Genomic DNA, 21,513 nt, shown 5'->3' on the forward strand with positions numbered 1-21,513 from the left:
TATTAAATTGAAAACTGCTATTTTTGAAAAAGCTGGGTCAATGATTATCAAAGAGGTTAATAAACCAATGATTCAAGCACCGGATGACGCCATTATAAAAATTGTCCGTGCCTGTGTTTGTGGTTCGGACCTCTGGTCATACTCTCATGGGGATGGTAAAGAAGTTCATTCTGTCAATTCTGGACACGAGGCACTTGGTATTGTTGAAGAAGTTGGTCCCGAAGTGACAGATATTCATCCCGGAGATTTTGTCATTGTACCCTTTACACATGGTTGTGGTGAATGCGATGCCTGCCGTGCTGGATTTGACGGCACTTGTGATAATCATGTAGCTCCGACCAACTGGGGAAACGGTTACCAGGCAGAATACCTGCGTTTTCACTATGCAAACTGGGCACTGATTAAAGTACCTGGTCAGCCATCTGATTACTCAGAAGATCTGCTGAAGTCTTTACTGGCCTTGGCAGATGTCATGCCTACAGGATATCATGCTGCGAGGGTAGCACAAGTGAAACAAGGCGACAAGGTCGTTGTGATTGGAGATGGCGCTGTCGGTCAATGTGCCGTTATTGCTGCTAAAATGCGAGGTGCGTCTCAAATCATTATGATGAGCCGTTATGAAGATCGTCAGAAATTAGCCCTTCAACTGGGTGCAACTGCTGTTGTTGCTGAACGTGGTGAGAAAGGTATTGCAAAGGTGCGTGAAATTTTAGGTGGAGGAGCAGATGCTGCCCTTGAGTGCGTTGGTACAGAATCTTCTATTGAGCAGGCACTGGGGGTCCTTCATAATGGTGGTCGTATCGGCTATGTTGGTATTCCTCACTACAATAACCGTCCGATTGGCTCGACGTTTTCACAGAATATTTCCTTCGGCGGTGGTTCAGCATCGGTCACTACCTATATCAAAAATGAATTACTCGAAGCCGTCTTGGATGGAAGGATTAACCCTGGTAAAGTTTTCACAAATACCTATGATTTCAGTGAAATTAACCAAGCCTATCAGGATATGGCGGATCGTAAAGTGATTAAATCTATGTTGATTGTTTCTGAGTAACCGTTATCTCATAAATTCGTTCGCTCAAAAATCTCGAATATTATCAGCACGATTTTGTCCTTCAACATAGTCATTTTCTATCAACTAGCAGAACGATTTTGTAAATCAGCGAAGTCCGAAAGGACTTCTTTTTGCATAGAAAAAAACTCCCGAAAATCAGGAGTTGTCATTCTTATTCAATACTGCTTGCCCAAGACTTAGCCACGTAGCGTGATAGGCTGGAAATGGCGAAGTTGATGAGGAAGTAGATGAGGGCAACCATGAGATAGAGAGCAAAGACCTGCTCGGCCTCAAAGTAGCGTCCCATGAGGATTTGGCTGGAGCCAAAGAGTTCCTGGAGGGCAATAACGGAATAGAGGAAACTGGTGTCCTTGATGACCGTTACGATTTGTGAAATGATGGCTGGCAACATCTTGCGAATGGCCTGTGGCATGATGATATAAATCATAATCTGGACAGGTGTGAATCCTTGCGCCAGACCAGCCTCTGTTTGACCTGGACCAATGGCATTGAGACCACCGCGGATGATTTCTGCCATAGCAGCGGTCGTGAAAATGGTAAAAGCTGTAATACCAGCTGGCGTTGACTTCATCTGAAATACCAAGAAAACAGTGAAAATCCAGAGCAGGTTGGGTACGTTACGGACAAATTCGATATAGATCGTTGCAATCCACTTGAAGAGTGGATTTTTTCCATTTCGCATGATAGCCAAAATCATTCCGAAGAGGACAGATAGGACCACAGAGATGCTTGAAATGTAGAGAGTTAGCTGCAAACCAGACCAGAGCAATTGGAAGGTCGATGGTTTGAGAAGTTCTGAAATAGTATTCATCATAGACCTCCTTAATGACTGAAGGCAGCCTTGTTTTTCTCTTCAATCCGGCGTCCCCAGCTAGCAACTGGGAAACACATGATAAAGTAGAGAAAGGCCGCGCCTGCAAAGGCTGGAATGTAGTTGGCATTCATGGCAGACCAGGACTTGGTCATGAATATGATGTCTGCACCAGAGATAATAGCGACCGTGGCCGTATTTTTAATCAAGTTAACCACTTGGTTGGTTAATGGTGGAAGAATGGTTGGTATAGCCTGTGGCAAGATGATGATGCGCATAGTCTCGCTGGCAGTAAAGCCTTGAGATAGGGCAGCCTCAGTCTGACCAGTCGGTACTGCCTCGATACCTGCACGGATAACTTCGGCAATATAGGCACCGTGGTAAAGCCCGACACAGATAACCGCTGTCCAATAGATAGATGGCATGAGCACATAGTTGGAAATCAAGGGCAGACCGTAATAGACAATCATGAATTGCACCAAGAGTGGTGTGTTTTGGTAGTATTCAACATAAATACGGGCCAACAATTTGAGTGATTTTTTCTTGCTGGATGATAGGCTACCGAAGAGAATTCCTAGCAGCATGGCCGTGATAAAGGCACCGATAGAAATAGCTAGGGTAAAGAGGAAGCCTTGGAAAAAGACTGGAAAATCATTGAAGTAGCTCAGCCAGTTTTCCCAAGCATAGGGGCTAGTTGCAAAAACAAACATAACCGTTCCTTTCTAGTATGTAGTAGTAGGTGGTTGGATGTGAGTCTCGGCTCACTTGCTGTGGTTCGAGTCAGCATCTCAGCACAATGGTTGATTGGCGGTTTCGTTCGCGTTTTACGCTCCGAACCAGCCCTAACGAATGATATGAACTGTGTTCGTTCAATTTCCAACCTCCAAAGGTTCCCCGTACCTTGGAGCTGTGCGGGGGAGGGAGTAAAACGGTCTGGGAATAGACCGTTTTAGCCTGAACCTAGAAACTCGAGAGTTCAGACGAACTCTCTTTCCCTTAGTCGAGTTCTTTCCCGCTCCCTATTCATCTGTTTCAGTGACAGGTTTGAGTCCGTTGGCATCGTAGATAGCCTGTAGACTGCCATCCGCTGTCCATGTTTCGATGAGACCGTTTAAGTAATCATTAAGGTCGTTATTGGATAATTTAGTCACAATGCCGTAGTCCGATGCTGAGAAGCTGAAGTCCATGAGCTTAGACTGGGAACCAATATAGCCTGACAGGATAGACTGGTCTACTGAGAAGGCATCTGTGCGATGGGCACGGAGAGAAACAGAGAGTTCAGGATAAGAACCCAATTCTGCGAAGGTTACGGAAATGCCGTGCTTATCAGCTAAATCAGAAATTAGTTTTCGTGTGATAGAGCCTTGGGCAACCCCGATGTTCTTACCGTCCAAATCCTTGAAGGTCTTGATACCAGAATCCTTATTAACCAGGAAGCCGACAGCGTCTGTATAGTAAGGGCTGGTAAAGTTATAGAGGAGTTTGCGTTCTTCCGTGATGGTGAAAGTCGCGATGACCATGTCGACCTGCTCGTTGTCTAGAAGTGGACCACGGGTCTGTGCTGTAACTGGTGTAAATTCGATATCTACGCCCAGTTCTTGTGCAATTTTGCGGGCAATGTCAATTTCCATTCCTTCAAATTCGCCAGTGTCTGGATTTTTAAAACCAAAGTTTGGTACGTCTTGTTTGACGCCGACACGGAGAACACCACGGTCAATGATAGCCTGGACCTGGTCGCTGCTGACAGCTTGAGCAGGAGTTTCAGTCTGCACCTTGGTTTGACTGAAAGCAAAGAGGAGGACCACACCAATCAAGAGCATCCGAATGGCGAAAAATAAATTGATTTTCTTTGTATCCATAGGCACCTCCTAGATCTTAACCTTATCTGATTCGTGGTTGATAATCTTGCTGAGGAACTGCTTGGCGCGTGGTTCTGTTGGATTGTCGAAGAAGCCATTGACGTCGGTCGTATCCACCAAAACCTCGCCCTCTGCCATGAAGATGATACGATCAGCCACCTCACGGGCAAAGCCCATTTCATGGGTTACAACAATCATGTTCATGCCGTCGCGGGCCAATTTTTGCATAACTGCAAGAACATCACCGATGGTTTCAGGGTCAAGGGCAGAAGTTGGCTCATCAAAGAGCAGGAGTTCTGGGTGCATAGCCAGTCCACGGGCGATAGCCACACGCTGCTTCTGTCCACCAGAAAGCATAGCTGGATAAGAGTTCTTGCGGTCCCAGAGGTTTACAAATTCTAGGTATTTCTGCGCAGTCTTCTCTGCTTCTGCCTTGTCAATGCCCAAAACCTTGATAGGGGCTAGGGTAACATTTTCTAGGACTGTCTTATGAGGATAGAGGTTGAAATGTTGGAAAACCATGCCGACCTCTTTGCGGAGAGCAACTAGTTCCTTGGTAGATGAACCAGATACGGTGTGGCCGTGTACCACCAATTCACCGTCTTCTACAGACTCCAGTCCATTGATGGTACGAATCAATGTGGATTTTCCAGAACCAGAAGGGCCGAGGAGTACAACAACCTGACCAGGTTCAAATTCTAAGTTGATATTGCGTAGGGCGTGGTAGTCGCCGTAATATTTATTAACATTCTTAAACGATACTAATGACATGAGAATCTCCTTTATCTAACGCGATACTAAGCATCATATCATTGCAAAGATTAAATGTCAAGTATATTCTGACAATTTAAGAATTCTATATGTTAGAAAATATAACATAGAATAGCGGGATAGATTTTAAACATGAATTTTCCAGATAAGTTATGATATAATAGAAGAAATAAATAAAAGGTATAAGTAATATGAAAAAAATTCTAGTTGTAGATGATGAGAGACCCATCTCGGATATTATTAAATTTAACATGACCCGTGAGGGCTATGAGGTCGTGACAGCTTTTGATGGTCGCGAGGCCTTAGAAGTATTTGAAGCGGAGTTTCCGGACATTGTCATTCTGGATTTGATGTTGCCAGAGTTGGATGGTTTGGAAGTGGCCCGTAACATTCGCAAAACCAGCAATGTGCCCATTATTATGTTGTCTGCCAAGGATAGCGAATTTGACAAGGTTATTGGCTTGGAAATTGGAGCGGACGATTATGTGACCAAGCCTTTCTCTAACCGTGAATTGCAGGCCCGCGTCAAGGCTCTACTTCGCCGGAGCGAGTTGACAGAGACCCAGTCCATTCCTGTAGTGGCTGGCAAGGCGGAATTGGTCATTGGAGACCTGGTGATTTTGCCCGATGCCTTTGTTGCCAAAAAACATGGTAAGGAATTGGAATTGACCCACCGGGAGTTCGAGCTGCTCTATCATCTGGCCCAACACATTGGTCAAGTCATGACCCGCGAGCACTTGCTGGAAACAGTTTGGGGCTATGATTACTTTGGTGATGTCCGGACGGTAGACGTGACGGTTCGTCGTTTGCGTGAGAAAATCGAAGACATTCCAAGCCGCCCTGAATACATCTTGACCCGCCGTGGCGTCGGATACTTTATAAAAGCCAATGATTAATCAACTGCGTTACCTGATAACGACCTCGGAATTCTGGTTTATTGTCATCAGTATTGGCTTTGTGATTGCCATTACTGTTCTCTTGATTGAGAATTACCGGGACAATAAGCAGATTAAACAATTAAATGAACGTGTTAAGTCGCTCATGGAAGGAGATTATGCGGATGTTCTGGATCTAAGAGGTAGTCCGGAAATTACGGATATGACCAACTCCTTGAACGATTTGTCTGAAATGATTCGTCTAACGCATGATAATTTGGAACAGGAAAAAACACGCCTCAGTTCCATTTTGTCTTATATGAGTGATGGTGTTGTGGCAACCGATCGAATGGGGCGCATCATTATGATTAACGACATGGCCCAGAAACAATTAGGTCTGAGCGTACAGGAGGCGACGCAATCAGATATCTTGGATGTTTTGGACCTCCAGGAGGAATACAGTTTTCGTGAATTGCTGGCTCAGACACCGGAAATTGTGCTTGAGCACACCAATGAAAACCAGGAATTTATTACCCTTCGGGCCAATTTTGCAACCATTCGGAGCGAAAGCGGTCTAATTTCAGGCTTGGTTGTCGTCTTGCATGATATGACCGAGCAGGCCAAGGAAGAACGGGAACGCCGTCTCTTTGTCTCAAATGTCAGCCATGAATTGCGTACACCTTTGACATCTGTCAAATCCTATTTAGAAGCCCTGGATGAGGGGGCGTTGACGGAATCAGTTGCACCAAGTTTTGTTAAGGTATCCTTAGATGAGACCAACCGCATGATGCGAATGATTACCGATTTGTTAAGTTTGTCAAGGATTGATAATCAAGTCGGTGAAATGGATGTTGAATTGATTAACTTTACAGCCTTTGTGACCTTTATTCTCAACCGTTTTGATCAGATGAAGCATTCTGATTCTGATAAAGTTTATACCATTGTTCGTGATTATCAAATAAGTCCAATCTGGGTCGAAATTGATACAGATAAGCTGACCCAAGTTTTGGATAATATCTTAAACAATGCCATCAAGTATTCACCTGACGGTGGGACTATTACCTTTAGTATGAAAACGACAGATAGTCAGTTGATTGTTTCAATTTCGGATGAAGGCTTGGGCATTCCAAAGGCTGATTTACCAAGGATTTTCGACCGATTCTATCGTGTAGATAAGGCTCGTTCACGCGCCCAGGGTGGTACTGGTCTAGGTTTGGCCATTGCCAAAGAAATTGTCAAGCAACACAAGGGATTCATTTGGGCCAAGAGTGAGTATGGTCATGGGTCAACGTTTACGATTGTTCTACCGTACAGTAAGGATATTACTATGGATGAGTGGGATGATTCGGATGAGGAAGAATAGGAGAATATGATCGGAAAAGGATTTAACTACAGTATTTTGGCTTCGGGATCTAGTGGAAACTGTTTCTATTTGGAAACGGATAAGAAGAAGATCTTGGTAGATGCTGGCCTATCAGGAAAAAAGATTACTAGCCTTTTGGCAGAAATTGACCGCAAGCCAGAAGATATTGATGCGATTTTAGTCACCCATGAGCATAGCGACCATATCCATGGTATCGGTGTTCTGGCACGTAAATATGGTATGGATATTTATGCCAACGAATTGACTTGGCAGGCAATGGAAAGCAAATTGGGTAAGATTGATGTGGCTCAAAAACATATCTTTGAATTGGGTGCCATGAAGACCTTTGGTGACCTAGATATAGAGTCTTTTGGTGTCAGTCATGATGCGGCCTGTCCTCAATTTTATCGCTTTATGAAGGATGATAAGTCCTTTGTCATGTTAACGGATACTGGCTATGTCAGCGATCGAATGGCTGGGATTGTAGCCAACGCAGATGCCTATTTGATTGAGTCTAACCATGATGTTGAAATCTTGCGTGCGGGTTCTTACTCTTGGAACCTCAAACAACGGATTTTGTCTGATAAGGGGCACCTTTGTAACGAGGATGGGGCAGATGCCATGATTCGCTCACTAGGAAATCGGACTAAAAAGATTTACCTTGGGCATTTATCAAAGGAAAACAATATCAAGGAATTGGCTCACATGACCATGGTTAATCAGTTGGCGCAGGCTGATTTAGGAGTTGGAGTGGATTTCCAGGTCTATGATACCTCGCCAGATACAGCGACACCCTTGACCAAGATTTGACAAATTCATTGAACTTGTTTAGAATAAATATATAAAATACGTGAGGTGAAGTTACATGAATAATTAAGCTACTTATTAGTCGTTCTTAAAACTTGTTGTGAGGTTACATGAACCGACGATACAAGGGATAATACTGCTCATAAGGGCTTACTATTCATGTGACTTTTCCATAGGGAAAGGTCATGTTTTGCATGGCTTTTTTGCATGCACTTTTCAAAGATATAAGTCCTTATACGAAGAAAAGAGGTCTATATGGAAATGATAAAATGTATTCAATTAGAGAAGGAGATTGCAGGGCGTAGCTTGTTTACAATCCAGCAGTTGAGCCTTCAAGCTGGTCAAAAGGTTGGTTTGGTTGGAAATAATGGTGTTGGCAAGTCTACTTTTTTGAAAATCTTACTAGGACTGGATAGGGATTTTGCCGGTCAGATTGAGGTAAAAGCAGACTGGGCTTATGTACCCCAGTTACAGGAAAGGAGCTCGCTTTCAGGTGGGGAACAGGTTTGGAAGTCTATTCAAGAGGCTTTTGCCCAAAGACCACAGTTGTTAATCATGGATGAACCGACTGCCAATCTGGATCAAGAACACCAGGAAAAGCTAATCAAACAAATCAAACGCTATCGTGGCAGTCTACTGGTTGTCAGTCATGATCGGCATTTTCTCAATCAAATAGCCAGTCACATTTGGCATTTAGAAGAAGGAACTATTCAGGTTTATCCTGGGAATTACGAGGCATTTGTAGAAAGTCGCCGAGCTAGGCGAGAGGGGCAGCAGGAGGCCTATGAAGCCTATCAGAAAAAAGTCACTCAACTAAAAAAAGCCCAGCAAGAGCGTCAGGCAAAGGCTCAAAAGATGGGGAAGAAAAAGAAGGGCATTTCATCATCAGAGTGGAAAGTTAATGCCATGATGGGTTCCTATGATAGTCAAGCCAAGTCAATGGCAAAGTCTGCTAAACAGTTAGAGAAAAGGATTGAGAGGTTGGAAAAGGTTAGTCAGCCCAGAAAGGAGGCGTGGGTAAAGATGGAAGCGAAAGGTGCTTTGGATACTGGTCTTCACAGTCTCTTTCGCTTGCAGGCTGGTCAGCTCTGGATTGGGGAAACCTATTTATTTGATTTTCCTCAGCTTGGCACGACTTTTGGGGATAAACTAGCTTTGGTTGGGTCAAATGGCTGTGGAAAAACAAGTTTTGTTCGGAAATTGATTTCAAAAGAATTAGAAGGCTATTACAATCCAAAATTAAAAATTGCTTATTTTTCCCAGGATTTGACAAGTCTCAATGAAGAAGAAACAGCCTTTGTGAATGCTAGCTCGACATCGCTTCAAGATAAGGTAACGGTTCTCAATTTATTGGGCATGTTGGGACTCTCTTACGATAAGGCTCAGCAGAAGGTGGCAAATCTGTCTGGTGGTGAACGTGTTCGGCTTTCCTTGGCCAAGGTCTTGTTATCGGATGCAAATCTTTTGATAGTAGATGAGCCAACAAATTATTTGGATATTACAGCTATCGAAGCTCTGGAGAAATTTTTGCAGGAATACCAGGGAAGTGTGCTCTTGATTTCCCATGATCAGCGGTTTGTTGAGAGTGTTGTGCACAGAAAATGGTTGGTTGAGAATTGTCAGCTTGTTCAACGTTTATAGAGAAAATATTATTTGAATCGACAGTTGGGTTTCAAAAATATTTTTCGCCTGTGGTATAATAAGTAGAAACTTTCTAGAATGAGGTCCGATGTGTCGAATAAATTGCCTTCGCGAGTGGGGCGAGAGGATAGGATTATCCCAAGGCGGTTGAACATGCTGTTTGCCATTGTCGTCTTCCTGTTTTCAGTCCTGATTGCTCGTTTAGTGGATATGCAGCTAATCAATAAAGATTTTTATGTCCAAAAATTAGAGACTGCCAGTCAAAAAGTGGTGTCAAGAAGCTCGGTCCGCGGTCAGATTTATGATGCCAAAGGTCTTCCGCTTGTTGAAAATAAGTTAAGCCAGGTGGTGTCCTTTACTCGGTCAAATAAAATCACTGCCAAAGGAATTCGGGATATTGCGGAAAAATTGGTAGCCTGGGTGTCCTTACCTGAGGATATTCGTGTGTCGGAGCGGGACAAGGCAGATTACCTCTTGGCGGATACAGATATCTATGAAAAGGTTGTCGCAGAGCTCCCAAGAGAGAAGCGGTTCGGTATCGATGGAAACCTCCTGAGCGAAGGAACAATTTATGCCAATGCCGTAGAAAGCTTGGACCCCAAAGATTTACAATTGACGGAGGCTGAAGAGAAGGTTGTCTACCTCTTTACCCAAATGAACAAGGCTGGCTTTTTTGAGACCGTCCGCCTAGCAACCCAGCCCCTCAATGCAGAACAGATTGCCTTGATTGCTTCTCATGAGCAGGACATGCCCGGGGTTACAACAGTGACCAATTGGGACCGTCTTGTCAAAGATACCTCGCTTTCCTCGATTATTGGAACGGTGACGACGGAGCAGGTTGGTCTCCCTGCAGAAGATGCTGAAGATTATCTGGCCAAGGGCTATTATCTGAACGACCGTGTGGGAACTGCCTACCTTGAAAAGCAGTACGAAGGCGTCTTACAAGGACAACGAGAGCTCAAGGAAGTCAAGCTCAATCGAAATGGAAATGTCGAGTCTATCGATACAATCCAAGAAGGTCAAAAAGGAAATAATATCCAGTTGACCATTGATTTGGCTTTCCAAGATGGTGTCAATGCCATATTGAAGAAATACTTTGAAAGTGAGTTATCAACCGGAAGCGCACTCTATTCAGATGGTGTATATGCTGTAGCTTTAGAACCGACTACTGGTGCAGTGCTGGCCATGTCGGGTTATAAACATGAAAAGGGGACAAGTAGTATTACCGAGGATGCTCTTGGAACTATCACAAGCGTCTTTACTCCAGGTTCTATTGTCAAGGGTGCAACTATTTCATCTGGTTGGGAAAATGGAGTTATCAGTGGCAATCAAGTGCAGTTAGACGAACCAATCTATTTTGCAGGTTCAGCACCAATTACATCTTGGTATGGGGCCTATGGTAGTAATATTGATGCGACAGAGGCTCTGGAATATTCTTCAAACGCTTACATGGTAAAAATTGCTTTGGGGTTATTAGGTCAAACCTATTCGCCAAATATGTTTTTGAACGATGGAGATGCATTGACAAATGCCATGACAAAACTTCGTTCTACTTTTGCGGAATATGGATTAGGTGCTCCAACAGGAATTGACTTACCGCTTGAATCAACAGGTTTCTTACCAGAAGAATATTCCACCGCAAACTTTATTACGAATGCATTTGGACAGTTTGATAACTATACACCGATGCAGATGGCTCAATATGTAGCGACAATCGCCAATAATGGAACTAGAGTAGCTCCTCACTTGGTGGAGGGGATTTATGGGAACAGTTCAGATGGGGGATTAGGTGATTTGATTGAGAAAAAGACAAGTCAGGAACTCAATAAAGTTGCTATCTCAGCACAGGATTTGGCTATTCTACAACAGGGATTTTATCAGGTAGCAAATGGAAGTGGTAGCTTTAATACCGGGCGTCAAATCAGTAATGGTGCTGCTGTGTCTATCAGTGCCAAAACAGGTACTGCAGAGACATTTACGACGGATAGAAATGGTCAGGTTATAAGTGCTGTAAATACCAATATCGTAGCTTATGCCCCAAGTGCTAATCCTAAAATTGCTGTAGCAGTTGTTCTACCAAATCTGACAGATTTTAATTCCACAGCTAGCATGACTATTGTGACAGAAATTATTAATCTATACCATTCACTTTACCCAATGAATTAAGGAGTTCTATGTTATACCCAACCCCCATTGCTAAGTTAATTGACAGTTATTCAAAATTGCCCGGGATCGGCATCAAGACGGCCACTCGCCTGGCTTTCTATACTATTGGTATGGAGGATGACGTGGTCAATGAATTTGCCAAGAATCTGCTGGCTGCTAAGCGGGACTTGGCCTACTGCACCATTTGTGGCAATCTGACCGACCAGGATCCTTGTGGCATTTGTCAAGATACCAGTCGTGACCAGTCGACCATTTTAATTGTAGAAGACAGTCGAGATGTGACAGCCTTGGAAAATATTCAGGAATACCACGGACTTTATCATGTTTTGCACGGTCTGATTTCTCCTATGAATGGTGTCGGACCAGATGATATCAACTTAAAAACACTGATTACTCGGCTCATGGATAGTGAAGTGAATGAAGTCATCGTTGCGACCAATGCAACGGCCGATGGCGAGGCGACGTCCATGTATATCTCGCGCGTTCTCAAACCAGCGGGTATCAAAGTCACCCGTTTAGCGCGTGGACTAGCAGTCGGCAGTGACATCGAATATGCGGATGAAGTGACCCTACTACGGGCTATTGAGAATAGGACAGAGCTATGATTGACTGAAACTCAAGTTTCTAGTCAATCAACGGTAGCCGCTTTACGGCGGTCTACCTAAAATTTGCACTAGTAGGTTTAAGAAGAAAAATAAATCGTTTTTCTTCTTAAACCGTCGCAGACTGTCATCTGGAAAAATTGTTAAGTTGGTTAACGGAAAGTCTTGTGGAACCTTGAATCATTATCTTCTCAACTTATATATGTTATAATAAGTAGAGAATTATCAAGTTTTAGAAAAGGAATATCTATGTCAAAAGAAATGCTAGTTTTGCTTTACGGTGGTCGTTCAGCTGAGCGTGAAGTGTCTGTTTTGTCTGCTGAGAGTGTAATGCGGGCCATCAATTATGATAAGTTTTTCGTTAAGACCTACTTTATCACACAGGCAGGTGACTTTATCAAAACTCAGGAATTTTCATCAAGGCCGTCAGCGGATGAAAAATTGATGACCAATGACACGATTGTAGCAGAACAAAAAATCCGTCCAAGCGACATTTATGAAGAAAATGCGGTTGTCTTCCCAGTTCTTCACGGCCCTATGGGTGAAGACGGTTCTATTCAAGGATTCCTAGAAGTTCTGAAAATGCCTTATGTGGGGACCAATATCTTGGCGTCAAGCGTTGCCATGGACAAGATTACGACAAAGCGCGTGCTGGAGTCAGCAGGGATTGCCCAGGTAGCCTACACGACCTACTTTGAAGGTGAGGATTTGGAGGAGGCCATCGCTGAAACCCTGACAAAACTGCATTTCCCGGTCTTTATCAAGCCAGCCAACATGGGCTCTTCAGTCGGCATCAGCAAGGCTGAGAACGAGGCTGAACTCCGCTCTGCTATTGCGCTTGCAATCAAATATGACAGCCGTATTCTCATTGAGCAAGGGGTAACTGCTCGTGAGATTGAGGTTGGGCTTTTGGGAAATGCTGACGTGAAAACGACCCTGCCTGGTGAAGTGGTCAAGGACGTTGCTTTTTACGACTACGATGCCAAGTACATTGATAACAAGATTACCATGGACATCCCAGCTAAGATTGACGAAGCTATCATGGATGTCATGCGTGACAATGCCGCCAAGGCCTTCCGTGCCATCGGTGGTTGCGGACTGTCCCGTTGTGATTTCTTCTTGACAGAAGAAGGCGACATTTTCCTCAATGAGCTCAATACCATGCCAGGATTTACCCAGTGGTCCATGTATCCCCTGCTTTGGGACAATATGGGCTTGGTTTATCCAGACTTGATTGAAGAGCTGGTTAGCCTAGCCAAGGAAATGTTTGACAAACGAGAAAGCCATTTGATTTAATGCAGTGAGAAAGGTTGGAATGCTCCAATCTTTTTTCTTGCAATGGCTTTCAGAATGGTCTACAATGATATGTATATGTTTGGAGGAAAGTTATGTATCAAACGAAAGTCAAGGGGGATGCTCTTTTTCAAGCGACGTCGGCTGGATACGGAAATCCTATTACAAGCTTTGGGGTGACTGAGAAAGGCGAGACACCTGTCAGTCTGGTCAATATTGCCCTAGCGGCCTGCGTGACCATGTGTGTACAAGGCTATTATGCCAGCCAAGAAAATAATAAAACCATGCCTGTCCAGGTGGAAAGTCAGTTAGAAAATGACCGTTTTGACTTGACTATCGCCATTGCTGAGGCGGTCTCAAGTGAAAAGCAGGCGGCTATCCTATCCTACGTGGACAAGAAGTGCAATGTCAAGGTTCTTTTGAGAGAGGACTTGACCATCAACACAAGCTTTGTGGTCTTAGAAAGTGTGGAATAAAAGTGTTTTTAGCGATTGAAGAAATGCGGCAAAACAAGCTGCGCTACGGCCTGATTTTAGGGCTCTTAATCTTGATTTCTTATCTGGTCTTTTTCCTGACAGGCTTGGCCTATGGTCTCATGCAGGAAAACCGTACTGCGGTGGACAAGTGGCAGGCAGATTCTGTCTTGGTATCCTCGGAAGCCAATCGTCTGATAACAGCCTCAAAAATTGATGCTCAGTTGATTGACCAAGTGGAGGCAGACCAGAAGGCTCTCATCCGCCAACAGGCTGGTGTCGCCTATGTCAAGGAAGATGCCAGTTCGGATGACAAGGAAAAAGTCAATATCTTTGCGGTTGAGGCTGATAGTTTCTTAGAGCCCAATATTGTCCAAGGCCGTCTCTATGAAAAAGCTAGAGAGATTGTTGTCGAGCAAAATCTAGCTCAGGTTGAGGGATTTGGTCTAGGAGATGAGATTTATCTATCTGGTACGGATGAAAAAGTGACCATTGTTGGCTATACGGACAAGGCTTACTTCGGTGTAGCTCCGGTGATCTATATGGACTTGGAAGCCTTTGGTGATCTCATGCAGGGTGACAATCAGCAGGTATCTAGTAAGTTGGCCAGTGCGGTCATTGTTCGTGGTGCAGCAGATAAGTTTCCGGCAGATTTGGAAAATGTTACCACCGCTGATTTTATTGAGAATTTGCCAGGCTATAAGGCGCAAAATATGACCTTCGGCTTTATGATTGGCTTTTTGATTGTGATTTCAGCCATTGTCATTGGTATTTTCATCTTTGTGTTGACAACCCAAAAGTCTCCGATTTTCGGGCTTATGAAAATCCAAGGTCTGTCAAATGCCTATATTTCAAGATCTGTGTTAGCTCAAACCTTCCTGCTGGCAGGTTTTGGGACAGTCATTGGTCTGGCTGGAACCTACTTGTCTTCCTTAGGTTTGCCAAGCGCTGTGCCATTTGAAAACAATTGGACCTTCTATCTGACTATTGGGGCTGCTCTGATTGTCTTTGCTTTACTGGGGGCAAGTTTCTCTATTCGCTCGATCTTCAAGGTCGACCCGTTGAAAAATCTATCCTAGGAGGTTGATATGAAAACATTGATTTTTGAAAATATAAGTAAAACCTTCCAGGACGGAAGTCAGACTATCACAGCCCTCAAGTCGACCAATTTCTCTATTGAAGAGGGGAAATTTGTGGCTATTATCGGGCCGTCTGGTTCGGGAAAATCTACCTTTCTAACCCTGGCAGGTGGTCTGCAAACACCGACAGCTGGCCGTGTTCTCATTAACCAAGAAGATTATTCTGATTTGCCAGAGAAAAAACGGGCCAAGCTCCGCTACCGTGACATCGGTTTTGTCCTCCAGGCCTCCAATCTCATTCCTTTTTTAACCGTTGAGAAGCAGTTGATATTGGTGGACAAGGTCAATAAATCAGCCTATCCCAGCAAGCGCCATGAGCTCTTGGTAGAATTGGGTGTGGACCATTTGAAAAATAAGTTTCCCAAGGATTTGTCAGGTGGGGAGCGCCAGCGGGTTGCCATTGCACGGGCTCTCTATAATGATCCAGCCCTGATTTTAGCAGATGAACCGACAGCCAGCCTAGATAGTGATCGGGCCTTTGAAGTGGTGAATCTTTTGGCCAAAGAGAGCAAGGAGCGGAAAAAGTCTATCATCATGGTGACCCATGACCAGCGTATGATTGAAAAATGCGATAATGTCTACGAGATGAAGGACGGCGTTCTTACTCAGGTTCGCTAAATAAAGGCAAAAGTGATATAATGGAAAGAGCCCTTAGGCTCTTTTTATAGTCTTTTAGTTTGATTTTAGTACTAGGTAACGAGTCGTAGGCTGTACTAGAGTACGGCAAGATAAGCTCAAACAATGACCTTGTTTGAGGTTGGAAATAAGGAAAAAAAGTTTCCTCATTCGTCGAAGTAATAAAAGATAAACTAAATGACGATACATGGAGAAATCAAATGAAATTAACTTTACACGAAGTCGCTCAAGTTGTGGGCGCAAAAAATGATGTAACGAACTACCCCGACACACCGCTCCGCCAGGTCGAATTTGACAGCCGCAAGATTGAAGCGGGCGACCTCTTTGTTCCGCTCAAGGGTGCGCGTGACGGTCACGACTTTATTCCTGTGGCTTTTGAAAATGGCTGCGCGGCTACCCTGTCTGAGGTCATTCTTGATGTCCCCCATATCCTAGTGGACGACTGTCTGGCTGCGCTACAAAAATTAGCTGCCTACTATTTAGAAAAAACAGGTGTTGACCTCATTGCGGTCACTGGTTCAAATGGAAAAACCACGACCAAAGACATGATCCACGACATCCTTGCCACCACCTATAAAACCTATAAGACCCAAGGCAACTACAACAACGAAATTGGTCTGCCTTACACAGTTCTTCACATGCCCGATGATACGGAAAAATTGGTCTTGGAAATGGGTCAAGACCACTTGGGTGACATTCATCTCCTATCTGAAATTGCCAAGCCAAGCCTGTCTGTCATTACCCTTTTTGGTGAAGCCCATTTGGAATTTTTCGGCTCACGAGAAGAGATTGCTAAAGGAAAATTGCAGATTGCAGATGGAATGGAGCCAGGAAGTAAACTCTTGATCCCTGCAGATCCGATTGCGGATAAGCTCTTGCCGAGCCATGTAGACCTCGTTTGCTTCGGCGAGCAGGCTGATTTGCAGGTGACCAGTCTAGTCGAGTCAAAGGATAGCCTGACCTTTACCGTCAATTTTATGGACGGCGACATTTTCCTCCCAGTAACGGGTAAGTACAATGCCACCAATGCCATGGTAGCAAGCTATGTGGGCAAGACCTTAGGTGTGCCTGATGAGGCAATCAAGTCAGCCCTAGCCAGTCTGAACTTGACCCGCAATCGTACCGAATGGAAGAAGGCAACAAACGGAGCAGACATTCTCAGCGATGTCTATAATGCCAATCCAACGGCCATGCGATTAATTTTGGAAACCTTCTCTAGCATTCCAGCAAATGAAGGCGGCAAGAAAATCGCAGTTTTAGCAGATATGAAAGAACTGGGTAGCCAGTCCGTTGATCTCCACAATCAGATGATTTTGAGCCTGTCGCCTGATGTGCTAGACACCGTCATTTTCTACGGTCAGGATATTGAAGGTCTGGCCCAGTTGGCTAGTCAGATGTTCCCGATTGGAAAAGTCTATTTCTTTAGGAAAAATGCAGAGCAGGATCAGTTTGATGACTTGGTTAAACAGGTTCAGTCAGTTTTAGGTCCAAACGACCAAATCCTTCTCAAGGGTTCTAACTCAATGCAGCTAGCTAAAGTCGTTGATATGTTAGAACATGAGAAATGAGAGTTAGTATCTCTCATTTTTAGTTATCCTTGTCAATTCTTGACTAATTTGATATACTAATTAAATAGTAGGTAGGAGGGACAAAATGACAGAATTCTTTACCAATCATATTTCACAAGGTCCTGATTTATCGAGTTTTGAGCAAATGGGCTTCATTTTACTTTTGCTATGTTTCCTATTTCTAAGTTTGAAATTCTATCAGAAAAGATGGTTTAGAGGCTTGTTTTACATTCTTCTAGCCATTCAAGTTGTTAGTCTATATAGCTGGCATATTGTACAGTCTATTCCTTTGTATGAAAGTCTTCCCTTTTATCATTGTCGTCTGGCTATTTTGGTTCTTTTGTTTGGAAAACCAGGAGCAATCAAGCGTTATTTTGCTTATTTAGGGCTGTTTGGCTCAGTACTGGCATTTTTACATCCAGTATTTGACCCATACCCTTTTCCTCATCTTACTTTTTTCACCTATGTGGTTGGACATTATGCTTTGGCTGTCAATGCCTTGGTATATTTGCTGGGTGAGCAGTCCTTTGAAAAACTTTCTCTGAAACAGATTCTTTCTTGGACATTGCTGATGAATAGTGTGATTTTTATGGTCAATGTATTCACAGGAGGAAACTATGGTTTTCTAAGTCACTTGCCCCTAGTCAATAGCCAGATAGCGAGTCTGAACTTTTTTGTTGTAAACTTGGGTTTGGTGCTAGCTATTGAAATGACCCAAGTGGCATTTCTATCTTATTGGAAGAAACATGACGGTTTTATCTTACAAGAATGATTTTCCAAGTGTTTGAAAAATTCCATTATTTCCGATATAATAAGAGAGTTGCAGTAGGTGCTCTCTTTTTTTGTACTCTTTTGATTTGGTAGGCAAAAGAAGAAGTCAGCTCTGCTATGGACCAAAGAAAAAGGAATCAATATCATGTCACTACAAGAAGAAATCAAGAAACGCCGCACCTTTGCGATCATCTCTCACCCGGACGCGGGTAAGACCACTATTACCGAGCAGTTGCTCTACTTTGGGGGTGAGATTCGTGAGGCTGGGACGGTTAAGGGGAAAAAGACTGGTAACTTTGCCAAGTCTGACTGGATGGATATTGAGAAACAGCGTGGGATCTCGGTGACCTCATCTGTCATGCAGTTTGACTACGCGGGCAAACGTGTCAATATCCTGGATACACCAGGGCACGAGGATTTCTCAGAAGACACTTATCGGACCTTGATGGCGGTGGATGCAGCTGTCATGGTAGTGGACTCTGCCAAAGGTATCGAGGCTCAGACTAAAAAACTCTTTGAGGTTGTGAAACACCGCAACATTCCTGTCTTTACTTTTATCAACAAGTTGGACCGTGATGGTCGTGAACCGCTTGATTTGTTGCAGGAGTTGGAAGAAGTCTTAGGCATTGCTAGCTACCCGATGAACTGGCCAATCGGTATGGGGAAATCCTTTGAGGGACTTTATGACCTCCATAACAAACGCTTGGAACTCTACCGTAGTGATGAGCGGTTTGCAAGTTTGGACGAAGGCGACAAGCTCTTTGGCTCTAACCCCTTTTATGCACAGGTCTTGGAGGATATCGAACTTCTGGCGGAAGCTGGGAATGAATTTTCAGAACAGGCGATTTTGGACGGCGATTTGACACCTGTTTTCTTCGGCTCAGCCCTGACAAACTTTGGTGTGCAGACCTTCCTTGATACCTTCTTGGAATTTGCTCCTGAGCCACATGGTCACAAAACGACAACTGGGGACGTCATTGACCCGCTCAACAAAGATTTTTCAGGTTTTGTCTTCAAAATCCAAGCCAACATGGACCCTCGTCACCGCGACCGCATTGCCTTTGTCCGTGTGGTTTCAGGCGAATTTGAACGCGGAATGGCGGTTAACCTGCCTCGTACAGGCAAGGGAGCCAAGTTGTCCAACGTGACCCAGTTCATGGCAGAATCCCGTGAGAATGTGGAAAATGCAGTAGCGGGTGACATTATCGGGGTTTACGATACAGGGACCTATCAGGTAGGGGATACCTTGACCGTAGGCAAGAACAAGTTTGAGTTCGAACCGCTACCAACCTTTACCCCTGAAATTTTTATGAAAGTTTCTGCTAAAAACGTCATGAAACAAAAATCCTTCCACAAGGGAATCGAGCAACTGGTACAGGAAGGGGCTATCCAGCTCTACAAGAACTACCAGACTGGCGAGTATATGCTGGGTGCCGTTGGGCAGCTCCAGTTTGAAGTTTTCAAACACCGCATGGAAGGCGAGTACAATGCCGAGGTAGTCATGACCCCAATGGGTAAAAAGACTGTCCGCTGGATCAAGCCAGAAGACCTGGATGAACGCATGTCCTCAAGCCGCAACATCCTAGCCAAAGACCGCTTTGACCAACCCGTCTTCCTCTTTGAAAATGACTTCGCCCTCCGCTGGTTCGCGGACAAGTATCCGGATGTGGAGTTGGAAGAGAAGATGTAGCAAATATCTGGGAGATATTTGCTATCGGGAGATGGGAACTGACGGAAGTCAGTTTACAGCTGTTCAGCTTTGAAAATCAAGTTAAAACTTCGTTAAGTCGCTTCGATGAACTTCAGTTCAATCTTCAGCTAATCCAATCAATCCTATAAGAAGTCAGGCAAGTCCTGGCTTTTTTTAATTTTGTTATCATTGCAACAAAAGTATTATTATAATATACTATAGTTATATAAATGGAAATGGATTGGAGGTCTGAACTTTGATTTACTACCTTAGAAAATGCAAGTTGGCAGTAGTTGCTTATATTGCTGTGTCGGTGGTCTATGCTCTGATTTTAGCGGCAACGGGTTTTATTTATGCGCGTGTTTCGGAAGCGGCCTTATCTGGTGACCAAAAGGCATTTGTGACTAGTTCGGTGATTGCAGTGGTATTCTTTTTATGTGACGGTTATTTTGATTACCTGCCGCGCTATCTCAAGTTTAAGGCAATCAATCAGATTATGGAAGAGACGCGCAATCAATTAATGATGGTCTATGCGAGTGAGGACTTAGGAGAGGCAGCAAAAGACAGTCAGGCAGATAAGGTCCATGTCTTGGTTCATCATCTGAACATCTTAGAAACTACCTATCTAACGCCGCTTCTATCCATGGTGACAAGCATATTAGTCTTTAGTTTTTCCTTGATAGGGGCTCTTTATCTTCAAGGAACCATGGCTATGATTATGTTGGCGCTCTGCTTTATTCCATTTTTGGCTCCGATGATTAATAAGGGGATTTTAGCTCGTGCGACAAAGGACAGTCAAGAGGAGAAGAATGCTTATCTCGCCTTGTTTAGTGAGTTTGTAGAAGCTCTCTCTTTTATCCGCATCAGCACCATCACGCCAGTTTTTAAAGACAAGCTGGCGGCATCCAATCAGGAATACACCAGGCGTGCTAACCGTTTTGCCAAAAAACAATCCCAGACCTATGCGGTTTCCTACAGTTTGAGCAGCATAGTCTATTCAGGTTCATGGATTATTGGAGGGATATTTGTTTTCCAAGGTCTGCTGAACATTTCAGATTTGATTGCTATGACAACCCTGATGGGGACGGTGGCTGGGCCTATCCAAACCATGTCAGGCTTGCTGACGGATTATCTGTCTAGTCGGACGGTTGTGGAGGAGTTGACAGGTCTCTTAAATAGGAAGGAAGAAGGTCAAGCTGCCAAGCCAGTTTTGAAGGAATCCATTACGAGCCTTGGTCTGGAAGGGATTGACTGTCGCTATCAGGACCATCTGATTGTGGAGAATTTTTCTTATCTTTTTCAAGCCAATAAAAAATATGCTATCTTGGGCAAGAGTGGGAGTGGGAAGACGACCTTGCTCCGCCTCTTGCTGGGGATTCAGAAACCAGAGGCTGGAAGAGTCCTGGTCAACCAGAGGAATCTGGCAGAACTGGACCAGCTTGCCCTCTTTCGGAAAGTCTATTACCTACCGCAGAAAACCAATCTATTTACAGCTAGCATCGGGGATAATTTGACCTTGTTTGCGCCTTTAGATGAGAATAAAGCAATGGGTTGCTTGCGGCAAGTTGGTTTAGAGGACTGGTTCTATCGGCAGGGAGATGGATTTGCTACTCTCTTGACCTCTTCTCAGCAATTATCAGGTGGGGAAGAGAGACGGTTTGATTTGGCGCGTGCCCTTTACCGTGATGCAGAGGTCTTTTTATTTGATGAACCTACAACAGGCTTAGATTCTCAAAGCGAACAATTGATTGCAGATAGTCTCGAGAAAATAAAGGACAAACTGGTGATTGTTGTGACACACTCTCAGGAGGAAATTTTTTTAGCCCTCTTTGATGAGCAGGTCCATCTATCAGTTTGACAGCAGCAAAAACTCTTCTGGGGTTTTTGCTTTTTTTAGGCTCTTTGTCAACTGTAGTGGGTAGGTGAAAAGCTAACACCTAGAGAGGACGAAATTCGTTCTCTCTTTTTGTATA

19 protein-coding genes are annotated in these 21,513 nt (G+C 44.1%); 15 read left to right on the forward strand and 4 right to left on the reverse strand.

Translation table 11 applies throughout. From position 1 onward, the window contains the following. Positions 1 to 7: 7 nt before the first annotated feature. Positions 8 to 1,054 (forward strand): zinc-binding dehydrogenase, encoded by a 1,047-nt coding sequence (locus ACHBHN_RS02795; RefSeq protein ID WP_394733585.1) that lies wholly within the window; start codon positions 8 to 10, stop codon positions 1,052 to 1,054. A gap of 172 nt (positions 1,055 to 1,226) precedes the next feature. On the opposite strand, the gene ACHBHN_RS02800 is transcribed toward ACHBHN_RS02795, so the two are convergent. The 4 genes from ACHBHN_RS02800 to ACHBHN_RS02815 all read right to left on the reverse strand — a co-directional run bounded on the left by ACHBHN_RS02800 (position 1,227) and on the right by ACHBHN_RS02815 (position 4,516). Continuing rightward, positions 1,227 to 1,886 carry an amino acid ABC transporter permease gene (locus ACHBHN_RS02800; protein ID WP_105110789.1) on the reverse strand — a complete coding sequence of 220 codons (660 nt, stop codon included), beginning with the start codon at positions 1,884 to 1,886 and terminating at the stop codon, positions 1,227 to 1,229. Positions 1,887 to 1,897: 11 nt separating this feature from the next. After that, positions 1,898 to 2,596 (reverse strand): amino acid ABC transporter permease, encoded by a 699-nt coding sequence (locus ACHBHN_RS02805; protein ID WP_394719763.1) that lies wholly within the window; start codon positions 2,594 to 2,596, stop codon positions 1,898 to 1,900. Between the two features lie 309 nt (positions 2,597 to 2,905). Then, positions 2,906 to 3,745, reverse strand: a complete 840-nt coding sequence (locus tag ACHBHN_RS02810) for a transporter substrate-binding domain-containing protein (protein ID WP_105122700.1) — start codon at positions 3,743 to 3,745, stop codon at positions 2,906 to 2,908. Between the two features lie 9 nt (positions 3,746 to 3,754). Next, entirely contained in the window at positions 3,755 to 4,516 is a 762-nt protein-coding gene (locus tag ACHBHN_RS02815) for an amino acid ABC transporter ATP-binding protein (RefSeq protein ID WP_105110792.1), read from the reverse strand. A 191-nt stretch (positions 4,517 to 4,707) separates the two neighbouring features. Here ACHBHN_RS02815 and yycF point away from each other — a divergent pair, with 191 nt between their 5' ends. From yycF to ACHBHN_RS02885, 14 genes are all read left to right on the forward strand, one after another. Continuing rightward, positions 4,708 to 5,412 (forward strand): response regulator YycF, encoded by a 705-nt coding sequence (gene yycF, locus ACHBHN_RS02820; RefSeq protein ID WP_105122701.1) that lies wholly within the window; start codon positions 4,708 to 4,710, stop codon positions 5,410 to 5,412. Further along, a complete protein-coding gene (gene vicK / locus ACHBHN_RS02825; RefSeq protein WP_394733586.1) occupies positions 5,405 to 6,754 on the forward strand; it encodes a cell wall metabolism sensor histidine kinase VicK in 1,350 nt (449 codons plus the stop codon). The genes yycF and vicK overlap by 8 nt, the downstream gene beginning before the upstream one ends. A 6-nt stretch (positions 6,755 to 6,760) precedes the next feature. Then, positions 6,761 to 7,564 (forward strand): MBL fold metallo-hydrolase, encoded by an 804-nt coding sequence (locus ACHBHN_RS02830; protein ID WP_004298858.1) that lies wholly within the window; start codon positions 6,761 to 6,763, stop codon positions 7,562 to 7,564. A gap of 252 nt (positions 7,565 to 7,816) precedes the next feature. Beyond that, complete coding sequence (gene vga(F), locus ACHBHN_RS02835; RefSeq protein WP_394733587.1) at positions 7,817 to 9,202, forward strand: ABC-F type ribosomal protection protein Vga(F); 1,386 nt, start codon at positions 7,817 to 7,819, stop codon at positions 9,200 to 9,202. A gap of 78 nt (positions 9,203 to 9,280) precedes the next feature. Continuing rightward, complete coding sequence (gene pbp2b / locus ACHBHN_RS02840) at positions 9,281 to 11,368, forward strand: penicillin-binding protein PBP2B (RefSeq protein WP_394732977.1); 2,088 nt, start codon at positions 9,281 to 9,283, stop codon at positions 11,366 to 11,368. Positions 11,369 to 11,376: 8 nt separating this feature from the next. Next, positions 11,377 to 11,973, forward strand: coding sequence for a recombination mediator RecR (recR, locus tag ACHBHN_RS02845; protein WP_394732979.1), 597 nt, complete (start codon positions 11,377 to 11,379; stop codon positions 11,971 to 11,973). Between the two features lie 246 nt (positions 11,974 to 12,219). Next, positions 12,220 to 13,266: a D-alanine--D-alanine ligase gene (locus ACHBHN_RS02850; RefSeq protein WP_394732980.1), complete on the forward strand. Its 1,047-nt coding sequence runs from the start codon at positions 12,220 to 12,222 to the stop codon at positions 13,264 to 13,266. Between the two features lie 92 nt (positions 13,267 to 13,358). Then, positions 13,359 to 13,739, forward strand: coding sequence for an OsmC family protein (locus ACHBHN_RS02855; RefSeq protein ID WP_394732982.1), 381 nt, complete (start codon positions 13,359 to 13,361; stop codon positions 13,737 to 13,739). Between the two features lie 2 nt (positions 13,740 to 13,741). After that, positions 13,742 to 14,815: an ABC transporter permease gene (locus ACHBHN_RS02860; RefSeq protein WP_394733588.1), complete on the forward strand. Its 1,074-nt coding sequence runs from the start codon at positions 13,742 to 13,744 to the stop codon at positions 14,813 to 14,815. Between the two features lie 9 nt (positions 14,816 to 14,824). Beyond that, on the forward strand, positions 14,825 to 15,493 hold the full coding sequence (locus tag ACHBHN_RS02865; protein ID WP_394733589.1) for an ABC transporter ATP-binding protein: 669 nt from the start codon (positions 14,825 to 14,827) through the stop codon (positions 15,491 to 15,493). Between the two features lie 218 nt (positions 15,494 to 15,711). Then, on the forward strand, positions 15,712 to 17,079 hold the full coding sequence (murF, locus tag ACHBHN_RS02870) for a UDP-N-acetylmuramoyl-tripeptide--D-alanyl-D-alanine ligase (protein WP_394733590.1): 1,368 nt from the start codon (positions 15,712 to 15,714) through the stop codon (positions 17,077 to 17,079). An 85-nt stretch (positions 17,080 to 17,164) separates the two neighbouring features. Then, positions 17,165 to 17,851, forward strand: a complete 687-nt coding sequence (locus tag ACHBHN_RS02875; protein WP_394733591.1) for a TIGR02206 family membrane protein — start codon at positions 17,165 to 17,167, stop codon at positions 17,849 to 17,851. A 144-nt stretch (positions 17,852 to 17,995) separates the two neighbouring features. Next, positions 17,996 to 19,540 (forward strand): peptide chain release factor 3, encoded by a 1,545-nt coding sequence (locus ACHBHN_RS02880; RefSeq protein ID WP_257104591.1) that lies wholly within the window; start codon positions 17,996 to 17,998, stop codon positions 19,538 to 19,540. A gap of 256 nt (positions 19,541 to 19,796) precedes the next feature. Further along, positions 19,797 to 21,398: an ATP-binding cassette domain-containing protein gene (locus ACHBHN_RS02885; protein WP_394732987.1), complete on the forward strand. Its 1,602-nt coding sequence runs from the start codon at positions 19,797 to 19,799 to the stop codon at positions 21,396 to 21,398. Positions 21,399 to 21,513: the final 115 nt, after the last annotated feature.

Source organism: Streptococcus sp. A22, assembly GCF_043674215.1.
Classification (GTDB): Bacteria; Bacillota; Bacilli; order Lactobacillales; family Streptococcaceae; genus Streptococcus; species Streptococcus suis_V.